Origin of the sequence: Mesorhizobium sp. BR1-1-2, from assembly GCF_020165435.1 — a bacterium.
In the GTDB taxonomy this organism is placed as follows: domain Bacteria; phylum Pseudomonadota; class Alphaproteobacteria; order Rhizobiales; family Rhizobiaceae; genus Mesorhizobium.
Genome location: NZ_JAIUID010000009.1, coordinates 79,204 through 96,768, shown reverse-complemented (window position 1 = coordinate 96,768; position 17,565 = coordinate 79,204). Strand labels below are relative to the sequence as shown.

Annotated in this window: 11 protein-coding genes; 7 read left to right on the top strand and 4 right to left on the bottom strand. The window is 64.5% G+C overall.

Annotation, left to right across the window (positions count from 1 at the left end; translation table 11 throughout):
- Nucleotides 1-213: 213 nt before the first annotated feature.
- Nucleotides 214-675 (bottom strand): MerR family transcriptional regulator, encoded by a 462-nt coding sequence (locus LB551_RS20650; RefSeq protein WP_140497287.1) that lies wholly within the window; start codon nt 673-675, stop codon nt 214-216.
- Between the two features lie 446 nt (nt 676-1,121).
- Between LB551_RS20650 and LB551_RS20645 the strand changes: the two genes are divergently transcribed.
- The 4 genes from LB551_RS20645 (at nt 1,122) to LB551_RS20630 (ending at nt 8,466) form a co-directional block, all read left to right on the top strand.
- Complete coding sequence (locus LB551_RS20645; RefSeq protein ID WP_224624977.1) at nt 1,122-5,126, top strand: peptidoglycan-binding protein; 4,005 nt, start codon at nt 1,122-1,124, stop codon at nt 5,124-5,126.
- Between the two features lie 194 nt (nt 5,127-5,320).
- Complete coding sequence (locus LB551_RS20640; protein ID WP_140550049.1) at nt 5,321-6,244, top strand: sulfite exporter TauE/SafE family protein; 924 nt, start codon at nt 5,321-5,323, stop codon at nt 6,242-6,244.
- Complete coding sequence (locus LB551_RS20635) at nt 6,244-7,032, top strand: TIGR02186 family protein (protein WP_224624976.1); 789 nt, start codon at nt 6,244-6,246, stop codon at nt 7,030-7,032. The genes LB551_RS20640 and LB551_RS20635 overlap by 1 nt, the downstream gene beginning before the upstream one ends.
- Before the next feature lie 177 nt (nt 7,033-7,209).
- On the top strand, nt 7,210-8,466 hold the full coding sequence (locus LB551_RS20630; RefSeq protein ID WP_224660293.1) for an Hsp70 family protein: 1,257 nt from the start codon (nt 7,210-7,212) through the stop codon (nt 8,464-8,466).
- A 12-nt stretch (nt 8,467-8,478) separates the two neighbouring features.
- Here the strand turns inward: LB551_RS20630 and LB551_RS20625 are convergent, their stop codons facing one another.
- Nucleotides 8,479-9,381, bottom strand: coding sequence for a LysR family transcriptional regulator (locus tag LB551_RS20625; RefSeq protein WP_224624974.1), 903 nt, complete (start codon nt 9,379-9,381; stop codon nt 8,479-8,481).
- Nucleotides 9,382-9,658: 277 nt separating this feature from the next.
- On the opposite strand from LB551_RS20625, the gene LB551_RS20620 reads away from it, so the two are divergent.
- From LB551_RS20620 to LB551_RS20610, 3 genes are read left to right on the top strand one after another with little or no spacing between them, the layout of a single operon-like run.
- Complete coding sequence (locus LB551_RS20620; protein ID WP_224624973.1) at nt 9,659-12,589, top strand: molybdopterin oxidoreductase family protein; 2,931 nt, start codon at nt 9,659-9,661, stop codon at nt 12,587-12,589.
- Nucleotides 12,586-13,320: a 4Fe-4S dicluster domain-containing protein gene (locus LB551_RS20615; protein WP_224624972.1), complete on the top strand. Its 735-nt coding sequence runs from the start codon at nt 12,586-12,588 to the stop codon at nt 13,318-13,320. Before LB551_RS20620 ends, LB551_RS20615 begins: the two co-directional genes overlap by 4 nt.
- A gap of 6 nt (nt 13,321-13,326) precedes the next feature.
- On the top strand, nt 13,327-14,262 hold the full coding sequence (locus tag LB551_RS20610) for a dimethyl sulfoxide reductase anchor subunit family protein (RefSeq protein ID WP_224624971.1): 936 nt from the start codon (nt 13,327-13,329) through the stop codon (nt 14,260-14,262).
- 5 nt (nt 14,263-14,267) lie between these two features.
- On the opposite strand, the gene pdeM is transcribed toward LB551_RS20610, so the two are convergent.
- Together pdeM and LB551_RS20600 are read right to left on the bottom strand one after the other, a co-directional pair.
- Nucleotides 14,268-14,984 (bottom strand): ligase-associated DNA damage response endonuclease PdeM, encoded by a 717-nt coding sequence (gene pdeM / locus LB551_RS20605; protein WP_224624970.1) that lies wholly within the window; start codon nt 14,982-14,984, stop codon nt 14,268-14,270.
- Nucleotides 14,981-17,530, bottom strand: a complete 2,550-nt coding sequence (locus tag LB551_RS20600; RefSeq protein ID WP_224660292.1) for a ligase-associated DNA damage response DEXH box helicase — start codon at nt 17,528-17,530, stop codon at nt 14,981-14,983. The genes pdeM and LB551_RS20600 overlap by 4 nt, the downstream gene beginning before the upstream one ends.
- Nucleotides 17,531-17,565 lie beyond the last annotated feature (35 nt).

Below are 17,565 nucleotides of genomic sequence, written 5' to 3'. Positions count from 1 at the left end.
TGGCATGCGGACCCGTGTTGCAGCGGGAGATAACAAAAATTGACGTTTGCGTAAACGTCAATTCAGCTAATGCGACAAAATTTCTCCTGCATCGCAGCAAACGGGACGCGATGCAGTGCATGCGGTGGAACCCTCAATGAAAAAAGCCGCGTGGCGCTCGCCACACGGCTTTTTTCGATCATGGATGTTGCGCCGCAAGGCGGCGGGGCCAAATCAGCCGGCGACGCTCGCCTGCGGCGCCGAGCGCTCGACCAACATCTGCCGGACGGCAGCCATGGAGGTGCTCAACTCGCTGATGGCGTCATCGATGAGCGTGCGCTGCTTCTGGAGGCGGGCAAGCTGCTTCTCCGACTTGTCCAATGCCAGCCGCAACTGCTTGGTGTTGGAGCCGGTGGGATCATAGAGATCCATCATCTGCTTGACGTCGCGCAACGAGAACCCGACCTTGCGGCCGAGCAAAATCAGTTTCAGCCGAACCCTGTCGCGGCGCGTGTAGAGGCGGGTTGAACCGTCGCGCTGCGGGTTGAGCAGGCCCTTGTCTTCGTAGAAACGCAGCGTGCGTAGCGTCACGCCGTATTTCTTGGCCATTTCGCCGATGCGGACGAGGTCCTCGCCCGAGTCAACGGATATAGTGTTGGTATTGGCCGCGGTCTCGCCGGCCGAGATAAGCTTCATGGTCACTGGCTTTCCCCGTCTGTGGCGTCGCGGTCCTGGACCAAGCGATGCCTGACTGAAAGCGGGGGCGTGCTTCCAGCCGTGGTTTCGACAAACAAATCGCAAACAGCACGCTTGATGCGCCTTTTACGTTTACGTCAATTCTATACCGATAGCCCTCTCATGACGCAAGGGCGTTGTGCGGGCGGCGCTTTATGCCGCAGCGGCCGGTTCACCGCGAACTTCGTCGCAACTTCTTAAGCTTGGTTAACGCGTTGTTTACCACGTTGGGCGAATTGTGCGCATGTCGGCTACCCGTGTTTATCCTGTATCGAATTTTTCACGGTTTTTCGGAGCGCGGGTGAACCCCGGGAAGCTTGTCTTCCACCGTGGTGCGGCCGCCTTCGTTCCGGCGAGGATTTGGGGAGCTGGTCGCAAACCGGCCAATCTGAAAGACGGACGCACCGATGAACAGCAAGCGGTCCTACCTCGATACACTCAACGCCGGCAGGCAGCGCAGGCCTCAGACCACGCTTGAGCAGCTGAACCGCTCGCTGGAGACGCTGGAACAGCGCCTCGAGAGGACGCGCGAGGACACGATAGGACGTCCCGACCCCCGCCAATATGGCGCCGAACCGCGTTATCCCGCAGCACAGCCTTCCGCTCAGCCGCGCTGGTACCAGGAGCCGGCGCCGCACCCGCAGGCTCCGATGCCGGCGCCGGCCGTCGGCCAGAACTACCAGAACCTTGCCCGCGATATCGACCGCATCCGCGGCCAGGAAGACAGCGTTGCCATGGTCGGCAAGATCGCCGGCGAGCTGCGCGGCATGCGCGAGGAATTGCGCCACCAGATGACTGCCGGGCTGCAGAGCGAATTCGAGGCGCTGCGCAAGGACATCGACCGCGCACTGCTGGCAAACGCCAAGTCAGGCGCTTCGGGCAAGGGCAGCGCCGAACTTGGCCTCGAATTCGAGCGGCTTTCCGGCGCCATCAAGACGCTGTCGGAAAAAAGCGACGACAGAAGCGTCAACATGCTGCGGCTCGAACTCGAACAGGTCAAAGCCGCGCTCGACACGCTGGCGCGCGAGGAGAGCGTGCAGAAGGTCGACCGCCGCTGGGATGATTTCGATCGGCGCTGGACGGCCTTCGAGGACCGCGTCGACGCCGACCAGCGCAACCGCTCACCGGACCCGGCCATTTCGGGCCTGAACGATCGGCTGGAGCAGATCAGCAATGCCGTCAACAACCTGCCGGAATCGCTGTCACTGCGCTCGCTGGAGGAAAAGGTCCGCACGCTGGCCAGCGCGGTGGATCATTTCGCCAGCCAGCAGGACAATCGCGGCGGCAGCACGCTGGCCATGATCGATGAGCGGCTGGACGAGATCTCCCGCGCCATCGTCGCGTCAACCGTCGCGGCACAGGCCAATTCGCTCGACCATGAAGCCTTCGAGCGCATCGAGAAGCGGATCGATTCGCTCGCCCGGCAGATCGAGGAAGTGGCGCAGGACCACCCCGGCAACGCCGTCGTCGACCGGCTGAACACGCTGTCGAGCCGGGTCGACGAACTCGCCGGACGCGCCGCCCTGCCCGAGCAGGCAATGGAACGGCTGGCCAAGCAGATCGCGCTCATCGCCGACAAGATCGACCAGGCGCCGGCCGTGCCCGACGCCGACTATATCTTCCACGGGCTGGAGCAACGCTTCGACGTGCTGTCGTCGATGATGGAACGGCGCCAGGGCGACGCCATCGAACAGGGCAACATGTTGTTCCGCGATCTTGAGCGCCGGCTGGACGAGGTCGCCGACCGGCTCGACCAGCGCATGCCGCAAGTCGACGGCGCCGGCATCATGGAAGCCATCGATGCCCGCTTCACGGCGCTAGCCAAGCGCATGGAAACACGCATTCCCGATCCCGCCGGCGAGGCCGCGATCCGTGGCCTGGAAAGCCGGCTCGAAGACATTTCGAGCCGGCTGGACTCGTCCGCCGCCCAAGTCGCCGGCATCGATCCGGCGCTGATCCGCAGCCTCGAGGCGCAAGTCGCCAGCCTGTCCGCCCACCTGTCCAGGCCCAGCGCACCGCTGCCGGAATTCGAGGACATCAGCCCACGCCTCGATGAAATCGAGAAGGCGCTGGCGGGAACGCGCGATTCCATCCTTGGTGCGGCGCGCGAGGCGGCCGAGAACGCGGTGCGCTCGCTGGCCGGCTCAGGCGCCGACACATCGGCGGTTTCCGGCCTTGCCCAGGATCTGAAGACGCTCGAAACGCTGACGCGCCGTTCCGACGAGCGCAACTCGAGAACGTTCGAGGCCATCCACGACACGCTGCTCAAGATCGTCGACAGGCTGGGTTCGCTGGAAACAAGCGAACCGTCCGAGGCGATGAGCGAGCTCCTGGACGCGCGCCCGGATGAAGCAATCGGCAGGCGCCGTGCGCGAGCCGGCAAGATGGCCGTGGATGCTCCGTCGATGGATATCGACGAGCCCATGCCGCTGACCGGGGACATGGCCGATCTCGACGGCCGCGCAGCCGCGATCATGCGCAGCCAGCCGGCTTCGCCACGCGGGCCGGGTGCGCGCTCGCCCGCGGAGGCCGCCGCCGCTGCCGCCATGGCCGCGCTTGGTTCCGATCCGATCGCCGGGAAGGGCGAGCCGGCAGGCCGCCGCAAATCGATGTTGGGCGGCCTGGCGCGCGCCTTCAAGGGCAAGAAGGAAGCAGACGTTCCGCCGCCGGCGGGCTCGGTGCCGGGCGTGGAAATCCCGAGCGTCGATCTCGACGAGCCGCTCGACCCGAAAATGGCCAACCGGCCACTGGAGCCCGGCTCCGGCGCGCCCGACCTCAACGCCATCATGAAGCGCGTGCGCGACGAGCGCGGGCAACCGGCAAAGCTCAGCGACAGCGATGCCGCGAAATCGGACTTCATCGCGGCTGCCCGCCGCGCGGCGCAGGCCGCCGCCGCCGAGGCCGACGCCTTGAAGCGCCAGTCGACGATGAAGGGACCGGTGAAGGCGCTCAGGATCGGCGACCTGCTCAAGGCGCGGCGCAAGCCGATTCTGATGGCGGCCGCCGCGATCATGCTGGCGCTTGCCGGCCTGCAGCTTGGCAAGGCGTTCCTCGCCGATCCCGCCCAGGTGGCAAGCAATGACGAGCCGGCCGTTGCCTCGCAACCGCTGCAAACCGCATCCGTCGACCCCGCGAGCCCGCCGAAGGCGGAAACCCAGTTGGGGGCAGCGAACAGCGAACCTGCCCGTGAGGTCAGGCAGGCCGAGCCCTCCGCTCCGGCGGCCAAGGACGACATGGTGGCGCAGACCGCGCTCGCCATGCCGTCGGACGGCGATGGGCCGACGAACGCCGGCCCGGCGGCGGAACCGGCTCCGGCGGCGATGGCTCCCATTCTGCCTGCCGGCGCGGCAGCTTCCGACGCGATGGCTTCGGCAGAACCCACTTCCGCCGGTCCCGTCACAGCGGCTCCGGCTACTCCGGCACCGGCCGTTGCAGCCGGCGAGGCGCAAACGGCGGATGTGAACGCCGGTATCCAACCGACAGTGGCTGTACCGGCCATGGCCAAGGACAGCACCGGCGCCGTCGTGTCCGCCGGCACTTCCGCGGCCACGGCCAAATTCGACATTCCCGCCGATGCAGGCCCGGTCGCGCTGCGCGACGCCGCAGCCACCGGCGACGCCAAGGCGCTGTTCGAGATCGGCTCGCGCTATTCCGAGGCACGCGGCGTCAAGGAAGACATGGCGGCTGCGGCCAAATGGTATGAAAAGTCCGCGGAACTCGGCTTCGCTCCGGCCGAGTATCGCATCGGCAATTTCTACGAGAAGGGCATCGGCGTCCCGCGCGACATCAAGAAGTCGAAGACCTGGTACCAACTCGCCGCCGAGCAGGGTAACGCCAGCGCCATGCACAATCTGGCCGTGCTGTTCGCCATGGCCGCTGACGGCGTGACCGACAATGAATCGGCCGCGCACTGGTTCCAGGAGGCCGCCGATCTGGGCGTGAAGGACAGCCAGTTCAATCTCGGCATCCTCGCCGCCAAGGGCGTCGGCATGAAGCAGAACCTTGAAGAGTCCTACAAATGGTTCGCGCTCGTCGCCAAGACCGGCGACAAGGACGCTGCCGCCAAGCGCGACGAGATCGCCAATGCGCTGCGTCCCGAGCAACTCGAGCGCGCCCGCGCCGCCACCGAATTGTGGAAGGCCAAGCCGCTCGACCAGGCTGCCAATTCGGCCGACATCCCCGAATCCTGGCAAGACGGCACGCCCCAGACGACGGCCAGCATCGATATGAAGAAGGCGGTCAAGAACATCCAGCTCATCCTCAACAAGAACGGCTACGACGCCGGCGGCGCTGACGGCGTGATGGGCGCGAAAACCAAGAACGCGATCGTCGCGTTCCAGACCGACAACAAGCTGCCTGCGACCGGTGCGGTCGACGAAAAGCTGGTCAAGGCGTTGCTGGCGCGCAAATAGCGGCAGGAGCGTCGTATCCGCGACGCCCTGCCACACATTTGCCTGTTAACTGCTTGAGATGTTTTTTGTTTCGGGGCGGGGGGGGGGGGGGGGCCCCCCCCCCCCGCTTCGGCGCAAGGAAAAATTGGCTTTTCGGTGGGATACTATCCGCAACGGCGGTATTCGCCGACTGGCAAACTGATCGAGACCGACGGGTGGGCATCTATCTCCCGATTGCGGAAATTTCCGTCAACGTCTTCGTGCTGCTGGCCATGGGCGCTGCGGTGGGCTTTCTGTCGGGCATGTTCGGCGTCGGCGGCGGTTTTCTCATCACGCCGCTCCTGATCTTCTACAACATCCCACCGGCAATCGCGGTGGCGACCGGCGCCAACCAGGTCATCGCCTCGTCCTTCTCCGGCGCGCTGTCGCATATGAAGCGCGGCACGCTCGACTTCAAGCTCGGCGGGGTGCTGCTTGCCGGCGGCATCGTCGGCTCCACCGGCGGCATCTACGTCTTCGCTTTCCTGCGCAGCCTCGGCCAGCTCGACCTGTTCATCTCGCTGCTCTACGTCATACTGTTGGGCACCGTCGGCGGGCTGATGCTGGTCGAAAGCATCAATGCGCTGCGCGCCACGCGCAGCGGCGCGGCGCCGGTGCTGAAGAAATCCGGCCAGCACAACTGGATCCACCGCCTGCCGCTGAAGATGCGGTTCAGGGCCTCGAAGCTGTTCGTCAGCGTCATCCCCGTACTTGGGCTCGGCGCTGCGATCGGCTTCCTTTCGTCGATCATGGGTGTCGGCGGCGGCTTCATCATGGTGCCGGCGCTGATCTATCTGCTGAAAGTGCCGACCAACGTCGTCATCGGCACCTCGCTGTTCCAGATCATCTTTACCTCGGCCTACACCACTCTGGTCCACGCCACCACCAACCAGACAGTCGACGTGATGCTGGCCTTTCTTTTGATGGCCGGTGGTGTTGCCGGCGCGCAATACGGCGCCAAGGCCGGCCAGCGGCTGCGGGGCGAGCAGCTGAGAGCGCTGCTGGCGATGCTGGTGCTGGCGGTTGCGATAAGGCTTGCCATCGACCTCTTCGTGACGCCGCCTAATCTTTATTCGCTGTCCGGCGCGGGCTTCAACTGATGAATGGCCTGAAAGCGCTCGCAACCGCGGCTCTCCTATCATTGATCGCCGCCGCAGCCGCGAAGGCGCAGATGCCGCCGACCGAAGGCATCCAGATCGGGCTCTCCACCGACAGCGTGTCGATCACGGCCGGTTTTTCCGGTGCAGACCTGACCATTTTCGGTTCGCTGGAAAATCCCGATCCGCTGGTGGCACGCCAGGGCCGCTACGACGTCATCGTCGTGCTCGAAGGCCCGCCCAAGCCGGTGGTGGTGCGCCGCAAAGACCGGGTGCTCGGCGTCTGGGTCAATCTGGAATCCGAGACCTTCGAAAACGTACCGGTGTCCTATTCGGTGGCGACGACGCGACCGTTGCAGGACATCACCGAACCGAACAGCTACAGGCAGTTGTCGCTCGGCGCTTCCAATCTCTACATGCAGCCGGCCGACGCCGGCGACAGCCCGGCCACGATCGAGGAATTCACCGCGGCGTTGCGCGAACGCAAGGCCGCGACCGGCCTTTACAGCGAGAATGTCGGCGGCGTGCAGTTCCTGTCGCAGACCCTGTTCCGCGCCACTGTGCGGCTGGCGCCGAACGTTCCGGTCGGGACCCACAAGGCGCGCGCCTTCCTGTTCAAAAGCGGCCTGTTCATCAAGGAGAGCTCGGCCCAGCTCGAAATCCGCAAATCCGGTTTCGAACAGTCGATCTTCCGTGTCGCCCACGACTATTCCTTCCTCTACGGCGTCTTCGCCATATCGCTGGCCATGGTGACGGGCTGGCTCGGAAGGTTGATATTCCGCAAGGACTGAGGCTCCTACAAAGGGGTTTCCCTTTCCCGGATCATGCTATAGACCGCCACCTCCCGGCCCCCGGGCAACATGCACAATTCAATTCGGCAGAGCGGTCCGGCCACCCGGACGACAGAGAGCGCACGCTTCACGGGCGGCGCCGAACCGCTGCCTTGGCAGAGATGACAGGAGGCTGCGATGCGATCAGCATTCGCCGGCATCGATTTTGGCACTTCCAACTCCACCGTGGGCGTGGTCAGGAGCGGCCAGCCGCACCTCGTCGCGCTGGAAGGCGGCGAGGTCACGCTGCCAAGCGCGGTGTTCTTCAATTTCGAGGACAACCGCACCTGTTTCGGCCGCCACGCCATCGCCAATTACACCGACAGCGTGGAAGGCCGGCTGATGCGCTCGCTGAAGAGTGTGCTCGGCAGCGCGCTCGCGCAGGAAAAAACGCGCATCAAGGCGCGCTCGATCGGCTTCATGGAGATCGTCGGCCTGTTCCTCGGCCATCTGCACAAAAGGCTGGAGGAGGATGCCGGCGGCGCCGTCGAGAGCGTGGTGCTCGGCCGGCCGGTGCAGTTCGTCGACGACGACGCCGAGGCCGATGCCAGGGCACAAGGCGAGCTCGAAGGGGCTGCCCGCGCCCAGGGCTTCAAGCATATCGCCTTCCAGTTCGAACCGATCGCGGCGGCCCTCGACTACGAGCAGAAGGTGACGCGCGAGGAACTGGCGCTGATCATCGACATGGGGGGCGGCACATCGGACTTCTCGATCGTAAGGGTCTCGCCGCAGCGAGCCCGCTCGCTTGACCGCAAGGACGATATCCTGGCCAGCCGCGGCATACATATCGGCGGCACCGACTTCGACCGATTGCTCAGCATTGCGCATGTGATGCCGGAACTCGGCTACCTCAGCCCGACCAAGGACGGCAAGCGCAACCTGCCGGCCAGCTACTTCATCGATCTTGCGACATGGCAGCGCATCAATCTGGTCTATACGGCCAAGGCGATGACGCATCTGCGCCAGATCCGCTACGAGGCCGAGCGCGCCGATCTCGTCGACCGCTTCATCCATATCGTCGAGCACCGGTATGGGCACGCGCTGGCCGCTCTTGTCGAAAGGGCCAAGATCGAGCTGACCGACAAGGTCTCGGCCGATGTCGAGGTGAGGCTGCCGGAAGTCCAGTTCGCCGCCGAGATCACCCGAGAGGCGCTGGACGCCACGATCGCCAGGGACATCGAGCGCGTTGCCGCCACGGTCGGCCAGACCATCGGCGACGCCGGGGTCAGGCCGACCGACATCACCGCCGTGTTCCTGACCGGAGGATCCACCGCGATCCCGCTGGCGAGACAAAAAATCCTGTCGCTGGTGCCTCAGGCTTCGGTCATCGAGGGCGACATGTTCGGCTCGGTCGGACTTGGCCTTGCGCTGGACGCGCAGCGAAAGTTCGGCTGATATCCGGACAATTCACGAACGCGCGGACGCCTTCTCGTCGGCCCCCAAATGGGCCTTGAGCGCCATCTGGGCCAGGCTTGCCTGGCGATCGCGATGTGTGATCATGGCGAAGTCGCGTTTCGGCAGTTCGAGTGGCACGGACCGCAAGCTGCCTTCGGCGACGGCGCGTCCAACGACGAGCTCCGAAATGATGGTAGCTCCGGCACCGGCCTCGACCGCCTGGCGAACCGCCTCGTTGCTCGGCAGCACCAGGAATATCTGCAGATCGTCAAGCGAAATCCCTTCGCGGCGCGCCAGATCCTCCAGCACCTCGCGCGTGCCGGAACCGCCCTCGCGGATGATCCAGCGCAGCCCTTTTATGTCGGGGCGGCCCGGCGCGATTTCGGCGATCTCGGGATGAGAACTGGCAACCACTAACATCAACCGGTCGATATCGACCTTGGCGCGGCGCAATATATCGGACTCGGTGCGCCCCTCGACCAAGCCAAGATCGGCGGTTCCATCCAGCACGCTGGCTTCGACCTGCCTGGTGTTGCCGATGCTGACGCTCAGCCTGACCGCAGGATAGGCTTCGTGGAAGGACGCCAGCCGACGCGGCAGCCAGTAGCTGGCGATGGTCAGACTGGCGGCGATGGAGAGGCTGCCGGCAACCGTCTGCGAGACATGTTCCAGCACATTGCGTGCTGCGGCGGCTCGCTCCAGCACGGCCTTGGCTTCGGGCAGGAACCGGTGACCGGTCTGGGCAAGCTCTATGTTGCGGCCGACGCGGTTGAACAGATGGACGCCGTGCTGCTCTTCAAGCGCGCGGATGGCGGCCGATGCCGCCGACTGGGAAATGCCCAGCAACTCCGCCGCCTTGGTCATGTGGCCACGCTCGGCGACAGCGACGAATATCCGCAACTGGTCAAGTGTCATAAGGCATTAAGAACCAATATCGATCGAATTTACAAGAACAACTGATTAGACGGGTTGATAGCTTTATTCTAAGTTTTCAATCGAAGTTAGAAAAAATTCGCCACCGATTGACAGAGAATGAAATGATCGGGCGGTTCAAGTCCCTGTTCGCGCATTGGACCCGCGGTCTGCGGCGGCGGCTGTCCGGCGATCGCTATCATCCGGAAGAGCATTACATGCGCGGTCCCGGGCCGAAAACCAGGGCCAAAGCTGCGAACCGCAAAAGCGCTCGGGGATCATGACCCAAGGACCCCTCCGCGGCGCGAATTCCGCCCCGTCCCAACGCCCGCTCGCCGACACGAACGCACCCGACGAGGACGATGGCGTCGACACCTCGCCCGCCGTCTCCGACCGCGTCGCCAAGACGACCTGCTATATGTGCGCCTGCCGCTGCGGCATCGACGTGCACATCAAGGACGGCAAGGTCCGCTACATCAACGGCAACAGGGATCATCCCGTCAATCGCGGCGTGATCTGCGGTAAGGGCAGCTCCGGCATCATGCAGCATTACAGCCCTGCCCGGCTGAAAAAGCCCCTGCTGCGCACCGGCCCGCGCGGCTCGGGAGAATTCCGCGAGATCGAGTGGGAGGAGGCCTTTTCGATCGCGACCGGGCGGCTGTCGAATATCCGCCGCAGCGACCCGAAGAAACTCGCCTTCTTTACCGGCCGCGACCAGTCGCAGTCCCTGACCGGCTGGTGGGCAAGCCAGTTCGGCACGCCGAACTTCGCCGCGCATGGCGGCTTCTGTTCGGTCAATATGGCGGCAGGCGGGCTTTATACGATCGGTGGCTCGTTCTGGGAGTTCGGCGAACCCGACTGGGACAACACCCGATATTTCATGCTTTTCGGCGTCGCCGAGGACCATGATTCAAACCCGATCAAGATCGGCCTCGGCAAGCTCAAGGCGCGCGGCGCCAAGGTGGTGTCGGTCAATCCATGCCGCACCGGCTACAACGCAATCGCCGACGACTGGATCGGCATTCGGCCGGGCACCGATGGCCTGTTCGTTTTTGCCCTCATCCACGAGCTCCTGAAGGCCGGCCGCGTCGATCTCGACTATCTCCTGCGCTACACCAACGCCCATGTGCTCGTCATCCAGGATCCGGGCGCGGCCGATGACGGGCTGTTTGTCCGCGACAGCGCCGGCAACCTGCTCGCCTGGGACAGGGTGGCGAAGGTGCCTGTCCGCGCTACCGACGCCAGCGCCAAACCGGCACTGACCGGCAGCTTCACCCTCGACGGCCGTCGCTGCGTTCCGGTGTTCCAGCTCATCGCCGATCGATACCTTGATGAGAGCTATTCGCCCGATGCGGTCGCGGAGCGCTGCGGCATCGCCGCCGACACAATCCGCGGGACCGCCGCCGAGCTCGCTCATGTCGCCTTTGAGCAGACGATCGAACTGCCGGTGGCGTGGACCGACTGGGCCGGCCGCCGCCACGAGACGATCAAGGGGCGGCCAGTGTCGATGCATGCGATGCGCGGCATCTCAGCCCATTCCAACGGTTTTCATTCTTGCCGCGCGATTCATCTGCTGCAGGTGCTGCTCGGTACGGTGGACGTCCCTGGCGGCTTCCGCTTCAAACCGCCCTATCCGCGTTGTGCGCCGCCAGGACCGAAGCCTGCCGGCAAGAACGTCCGGCCGATGACGCCGCTCGAAGGGGCGCCGCTCGGCTTCGTCTGCGGGCCTGACGACCTTTTGGTCGACGAGGCAGGCGTGCCGGCCCGCATCGACAAGGCCTATTCCTGGGAGGCGCCGCTCGCTGCGCACGGCTTGATGCACACCGTCATCCGCAACGCCTGGGCCGGCGATCCATACAAGATCGACACGCTGATGATGTACATGTCGAACATGGCCTGGAATTCCTCGATGAACACCGTCGAGACCATCTCCATGCTGACCGACCGCGACGAGACGGGCAATTACAAGATCCCCTTCATCATCTATTCCGATGCCTATTATTCCGAGACCGTGCCGTTTGCCGACCTGGTGCTGCCCGACACAACTTATCTCGAGCGCCATGACTGCATCAGCCTGCTTGACCGGCCGATCAGCCATGCCGACGGACCGGGCGATGCCATACGCCATCCCGTCGTCGAGCCGGACCGCGACGTGCGCCCATTCCAGTCGGTGCTGATCGAACTGGGCGCGCGGCTCGGCCTGCCCGGTTTCGTCGGGGAAGACGGGGCCGTCAAATACGCCGACTACGCCGACTACATCGTCAATCACGAGCGCACGCCCGGTATCGGCCCGCTTGCCGGCTGGCGCGGCAAGGACGGCAATTCGACCGGCAAGGGCGAGCCAAACCCGGACCAGTTGCAGCGCTACATCGACAATGGTGGCTTCTGGCACCACGATTTCGCTGAGGACCAGCGCTATTACAAGATGGCCAACAAGTCCTATCTCGATTTCGCGGTGCAGATGGGCTTCATCGCCAAGGCCGAACCCGTCGTCTTCCAGCTCTATTCCGAGCCATTGCAGCGCTTTCGGCTGGCCGCTCGCGGCCATGGCCGTGTCCTGCCGCCGGAGGGTGAGCGCCAGCGCATCGAGACCTATATGGACCCGCTGCCCTTCTGGTACATGCCCTTCGAGGAAGCGGCCGGCGACCAGCAGAAATATCCGCTGCATGCGCTGACGCAGCGGCCGATGCACATGTACCACTCCTGGGGTTCGCAGAATGCATGGTTGAGGCAAATCACCAGCCAAAACCGGCTGTTCGTGCACGAGAAAACCGCCGCGGGGCTCGGCCTTGCCGACGAGGACTGGGTCTGGATCGAAAGCATCAATGGCAGGGTCAAGGGGCAGATCAAGCTGGTCGACGGCGTGAACGAAAGTACGGTCTGGACCTGGAACGCGATCGGCAAAAGGCGCGGCAGCTGGGGGCTGAAGGACGATGCCGCCGAGAGCAATCGCGGCTTCCTGCTCAACCACATAATCGGCGACCAGACCACGGCAGACACCAACGGCAGGCGGTATTCGAATTCCGATCCGGTGACCGGCCAGGCGGCATGGTTCGATCTCAAGGTGCGCATCGTCAAATGCGCGGCGCAGGAAGCCGGTTTCACCGAGCCGCAATTCGAGCGCTTCCATCAGCCGCCGCAATTCCAGCCATCGCCGGACACACTTCGCTTCGGCGCCGAATTTCGCATGAACAGGGAAGCCGCCAAATGACCTGCGTCCCCGCCCATACCGGAAAAAAACTCGGGCTGGTCATAGACCTCGACACCTGCGTCGGCTGCCAGGCCTGCGTCACCGCGTGCAAGGAATGGAACACCGGCGGCCACATGGCGCCGCTGACCGACATCGACCCCTATGGCGGCCATGTCGACGGCGTCTGGTTCAATCGCGTGCACAGCTACGAGCACACGACCGCGATGGGCGGCCGCACGGTGAACTTCCCGCGCTCCTGCCTGCATTGCGAGACGCCGGCCTGCGTCACCGTGTGTCCGACCGGGGCTTCCTACAAACGGGCCTCGGACGGCATCGTGCTGGTCGACGAGAACAAGTGCATCGGCTGCAAACTGTGCAGTTGGGCCTGCCCCTATGGTGCGCGCGAGTTCGACACCGATGTCGGCGTGATGAAGAAATGCACGCTCTGTATCGACCGCATCTACAATGACAATCTGGCCGAGGAGGACCGCGTGCCGGCCTGCGTCGCCGCCTGTCCGACCAGCGCCCGGCATTTCGGCGATCTCGGCGACCCCGCCTCGGCGGTGTCGCAACTGGTTGGGGAGCGTGGCGGCGTCGACCTGATGCCGGAACTCGGTTATCGCCCGACCAACAAATACCTGCCGCCGCGCGCGCATACCGAACGCGCCGCAAAGGTTTCAGCGCCAACCCTGGAGCCGGTGCGGGCCGAGGGTGGGTTCCTCGGCTGGGTCGACCGCATGCTCTCGAACTGACCACCCATGCATCCAGCCTTCTCCGTCGTCTTCTTCACCACCGCCACCGGCGCCGGCTACGGCCTGCTTGCGCTGCTTGGCGTGCTGGCGCCACTTGGCGTCATCGCACCCGATTTCTGGCTGGGCTTCATCAGCATGGGACTGGCGATCGGCCTGATCACCGCCGGCCTGTTGTCCTCGACCGGACATCTCGGCCGCCCCGAACGCGCCTGGCGCGCCTTCTCGCAATGGCGCAGTTCCTGGCTGTCGCGCGAAGGCGTCGCCTCGATCGCCACCTTCGTCCCCGCGGGACTGTTCGGCGTCGGCTGGGTCATACTTGGCCGGCTCGATGGCTGGGTCGCCGCCGCCGGACTTCTGGCAACGACAGGCGCCATCGTCACCGTGTGCATGACCGGCATGATCTACGCCTCGCTGAAGCCGATCGCCCAGTGGCACAGCCGCTATACTTTGCCTGGCTACCTCATCTTCTCGGCGATGACCGGCAGTGTGCTTCTGGCCGCGCTATGCCAAGGTTTTGCTGTCGGCTCGAAAATGCTTCCGGCGGCCTGCGTACTGCTGATCCTGCTCGGTTGGGCCTGGAAGCTTGCGACCTGGCGGTACAACGACCGATTGGCAATCCCCACCAACGCCAACACCGCAACCGGGCTTGCCGGGGGGACGGTTCGGTCGCTGGAATGGCCGCATACCGAGGAAAATTATTTGCTCAAGGAAATGGGTTTCCGCATCGCGCGCAAGCACAGCGCAAAGCTGCGGCGGATCACCCAACTCCTGGGCTTCGCGCTGCCCGCCTTGCTGCTGATTGCGGCCTTCGCCTTGCCGTCACCTTTGGCGGCCCTCGCATCGGCGTTCGCCGCTGTCGCACAATTTGCCGGCATGCTGGTCGAGCGTTGGCTGTTCTTCGCCGAAGCGAAGCACACGGTCACCCTCTACTACGGGAAATAGGGTCTTCAGCCGGGCCGCAGCATCGAGCCTGAGATCGCAAAGATGCGGTCCGTGCCGAGCATATAGGCCATCAGCGATTCCAGGCGGAACAGGCCGGCATAGGCGCGGTCGAGCACGTTGAGCGAGCCGGTATAGGCGCCGAAGGCGGGCATGATCATGCGGCCGCCGTCGCCGGCGAAGCAGCGCCGCCGCACGGAGCGGCCCTGCTGGACGATGCGGGCGCAGGGATGGAGATGGCCCGATATTTCACCCTCGACGCGCAGCTTCGACGGCTCGTGCCGGAACAGCAACGAGCCGATGGCGAGTTCGCGCACCGTCTCGCCCGGCAGGTCGGCCGGCGCCTCCGGGTCATGGTTGCCGGCCACCCAGAACCAGTCGCGGCCCGCCATCAGCGCCTCCAGCCGTTCGCGGAAACTTCGATGCATGCGCTCGGCGCCGCCGCCATCGTGGAAGGAATCGCCCAGGCTGATGACGATTGCCGGCTGGTAGTCTGAGATGACGGCCTGCAATCGCAGCAAGGTCGCGCCGGTGTCATAGGGCGGGAGCAGCGTGCCGCGCCTTGCCAGCGATGAACCTTTCTCCAGATGCAGATCGGAAACGGCCAGAAGCTTGAGCTCGGGAAAGTAGAGCACGCCGCGCGGATCGCAGACCGCACGTTCGCCGGCGATGCCGACCAGATCGGCCTCGGCGATCAACGATGCGCGTGCCAGCGAAAAATTCATTCCTCAGCCATCTCCGGTCCCATGGCTTCCTCAACCAGCGTCGCCGCGTCCATCAGCAGCGTTTCATCGGCTTCGCCGTGGACCGGCATCTTGCCGATCTCGAGCATGATCGGCACGGCGAGCGGTGATATCTGTTCGAGGTTCTTATGCATGATTCGACCTTGAATGCGCGAGAGCATGTCCGCAAGTCTGCTGACATCGAGCAGGCCCGCCGCCGCATCCGCGCGCGTCGCCTGAAGCAATATGTGATCCGGCTCATGGCTGCGCAGGACGTCGTAGATGAGGTCCGTCGAGACGGTCACCTGACGCCCACTCTTCTCCTTGCCGGGATGACGCTTTTCGATCAGCCCTGAAATCAGCGCGCAATTGCGGAAAGTGCGCTTGAGAAGCCAGCTGTCTGCCAGCCAGGCCTCGAGATCGTCGCCCAGCATGTCCTCATCGAAAAGCGCGCCGAGCGAGGGTTTTCCGGCTTTGAACATCGCGCCCACGTCGCCCAGCGACCAAATGGCCAAGGCATAATCGGTGGCGACGAAGCCAAGCGGCCTGGCGCCGACCCTGTCGAGACGGCGGGTAAGCAGCATGCCGAGCGTCTGGTGGGCCAGCCTGCCCTCGAAGGGATAGGCCACCAGATAATGGCGGTTGCCGCGCGGAAAGGTCTCGATCAGCAGATCGTCGCGTTTAGGCAGCACCGATTTGTCGGCCTGGAAGCGCAACCAGTCGGCCACCTGCTCGGGCAGTTTCTTCCATCGCTGCCGATCGTCCAACATGGCGCGGACCTGTTCGGCGAGATAGGTCGAAAGCGGGAACTTGCCGCCGCCATAATAAGGCACCTTCGCGTCGCTGCCGGGCGCGTTAGAGACGAAGCACTCATTCTCGCGAATGCCTTCGAAGCGAAGAACTTTGCCGGCAAACATGAAGGTGTCGCTATGCGTCAGCGTCTCGAGAAAAGCCTCTTCGATCTTGCCCAAAACCCGGCCGCCGCGCGACGCGGAACCCTTGCTGCCGGCCTGGACATAACGCACGTTGAGTGCCGGCACCTCGATGATGGTACCGACATTCAGCCTGTATTGCTGGGCCACGCGCGGATTGGATACCCGCCACAACCCATCCTTGTTGAGGCGGATGCGGGCGTATCGCTCGTAGCTCTTCAAGGCATAGCCACCGGTGGCGACGAAATCGACGACGCGGTCGAATGTCGGCCGATCGAGGCCGGCATAGGGAGCGGCCGACCGCACCTCCTCGTAAAGATCATCCGCGCGGAACGGCGCGCCGCAAGCGCAGCCAAGGACATGTTGCGCCAGCACGTCGAGCCCGCCATCGACCAGTGGAGGCGTATCCTGCGCGCCGAGATAGTTGGCATCCAGTGCTGCCCTGCATTCAAGCACTTCGAAGCGGTTGGCCGGGATAAGGATGGCTTTGGACGGTTCGTCCATGCGGTGGTTGGCGCGGCCGATGCGCTGCGCCAGCCGGCTCGCTCCTTTCGGTGCGCCGACATGGACGACGAGATCGACGTCGCCCCAGTCGATGCCGAGGTCGAGCGTCGAGGTGGCGACGATGGCGCGCAGCGCATTGTCGCCCATCGCCTTCTCGACCCGCCGCCGCTGCGCGACGTCGAGAGACCCATGGTGCAGGGCGATCGGCAAGGTATCTTCGTTGACGCGCCACAATTCCTGGAACAGCAACTCCGCCTGGCTGCGCGTATTGACGAACAGCAGGGTCGTCTTGTGGCGCTTGATCTCGCGGTAGATTTCGGGGGTCGCGTAGCGGGCCGAATGTCCTGCCCAGGGCACGCGCTCTTCCGAGTCCAGGATGGATATTTCGGGCTTCGCGCCGCCGGTAACGACGATCAGCTCGGCCATGTCGGGGCTCGCCGTATTTTCGGACGGATTCTGGCCGACCAGCCAGCGGCGCAATTCGTCCGGTTCGGCCACCGTGGCGGAAAGGCCGATGGTCTGAAGCTCGGGCCTGAACTGGCGCAGCCGCGCCAGACCAAGCGCCAGGAGATGACCCCGCTTCGAAATCACCAGCGAATGCAACTCGTCGAGCACGACATAGCGCAGGTCTTCGAAGAAACGCCTTGCATCGGGTGCCGCGATCAGCAGCGCAAGCTGCTCGGGCGTGGTGAGCAGGATGTCGGGCGGCACCAGCTTCTGCCGCTGGCGCTTGTGCGCCGGCGTGTCGCCGGTGCGGGTCTCGATGGTGAGGGAGAGCCCTATCTCTTCCACCGGCTTGCCGAGGTTGCGCTCGATGTCGACAGCCAGCGCCTTCAGCGGCGAGATGTAGAGCGTGTGGATGCCGCGATGGGCCTGCCCCGGCTTTCGCCTGGCCCTGACGGCCAGTTCAGTCAGCGAAGGCAGAAACCCGGCCAGGGTCTTGCCGGCGCCGGTCGGCGCGATCAGCAGCACCGACTGCCCTGCTTGGGCCCTCGCCAGCAATTCGAGCTGGTGCGCGCGCGGCGACCAGCCCTTCTCGCCGAACCATCTGAGGAATGGCTCGGGCAGGATGACGGCGGCATTCTGGTCGGCAAGGCGCGGCTTCTCTGTCACGCGTCAGAGGTAGCGCGACGGCGCGCGAACGCCAA

Excerpts from the sequence above, each read along its gene's own strand:
- LB551_RS20615 (WP_224624972.1), top strand. The coding sequence starts at position 12,586 with ATGACCTGCGTCCCCGCCCATACCGGAAAAAAACTCGGGCTGGTCATA.
- LB551_RS20610 (WP_224624971.1), top strand. The coding sequence starts at position 13,327 with ATGCATCCAGCCTTCTCCGTCGTCTTCTTCACCACCGCCACCGGCGCC.
- LB551_RS20620 (WP_224624973.1), top strand. The coding sequence starts at position 9,659 with ATGACCCAAGGACCCCTCCGCGGCGCGAATTCCGCCCCGTCCCAACGC.
- LB551_RS20635 (WP_224624976.1), top strand. The coding sequence starts at position 6,244 with ATGAATGGCCTGAAAGCGCTCGCAACCGCGGCTCTCCTATCATTGATC.
- LB551_RS20630 (WP_224660293.1), top strand. The coding sequence starts at position 7,210 with ATGCGATCAGCATTCGCCGGCATCGATTTTGGCACTTCCAACTCCACC.
- LB551_RS20645 (WP_224624977.1), top strand. The coding sequence starts at position 1,122 with ATGAACAGCAAGCGGTCCTACCTCGATACACTCAACGCCGGCAGGCAG.
- LB551_RS20625 (WP_224624974.1), bottom strand. The coding sequence starts at position 9,381 with ATGACACTTGACCAGTTGCGGATATTCGTCGCTGTCGCCGAGCGTGGC.
- pdeM (WP_224624970.1), bottom strand. The coding sequence starts at position 14,984 with ATGAATTTTTCGCTGGCACGCGCATCGTTGATCGCCGAGGCCGATCTG.
- LB551_RS20650 (WP_140497287.1), bottom strand. The coding sequence starts at position 675 with ATGAAGCTTATCTCGGCCGGCGAGACCGCGGCCAATACCAACACTATA.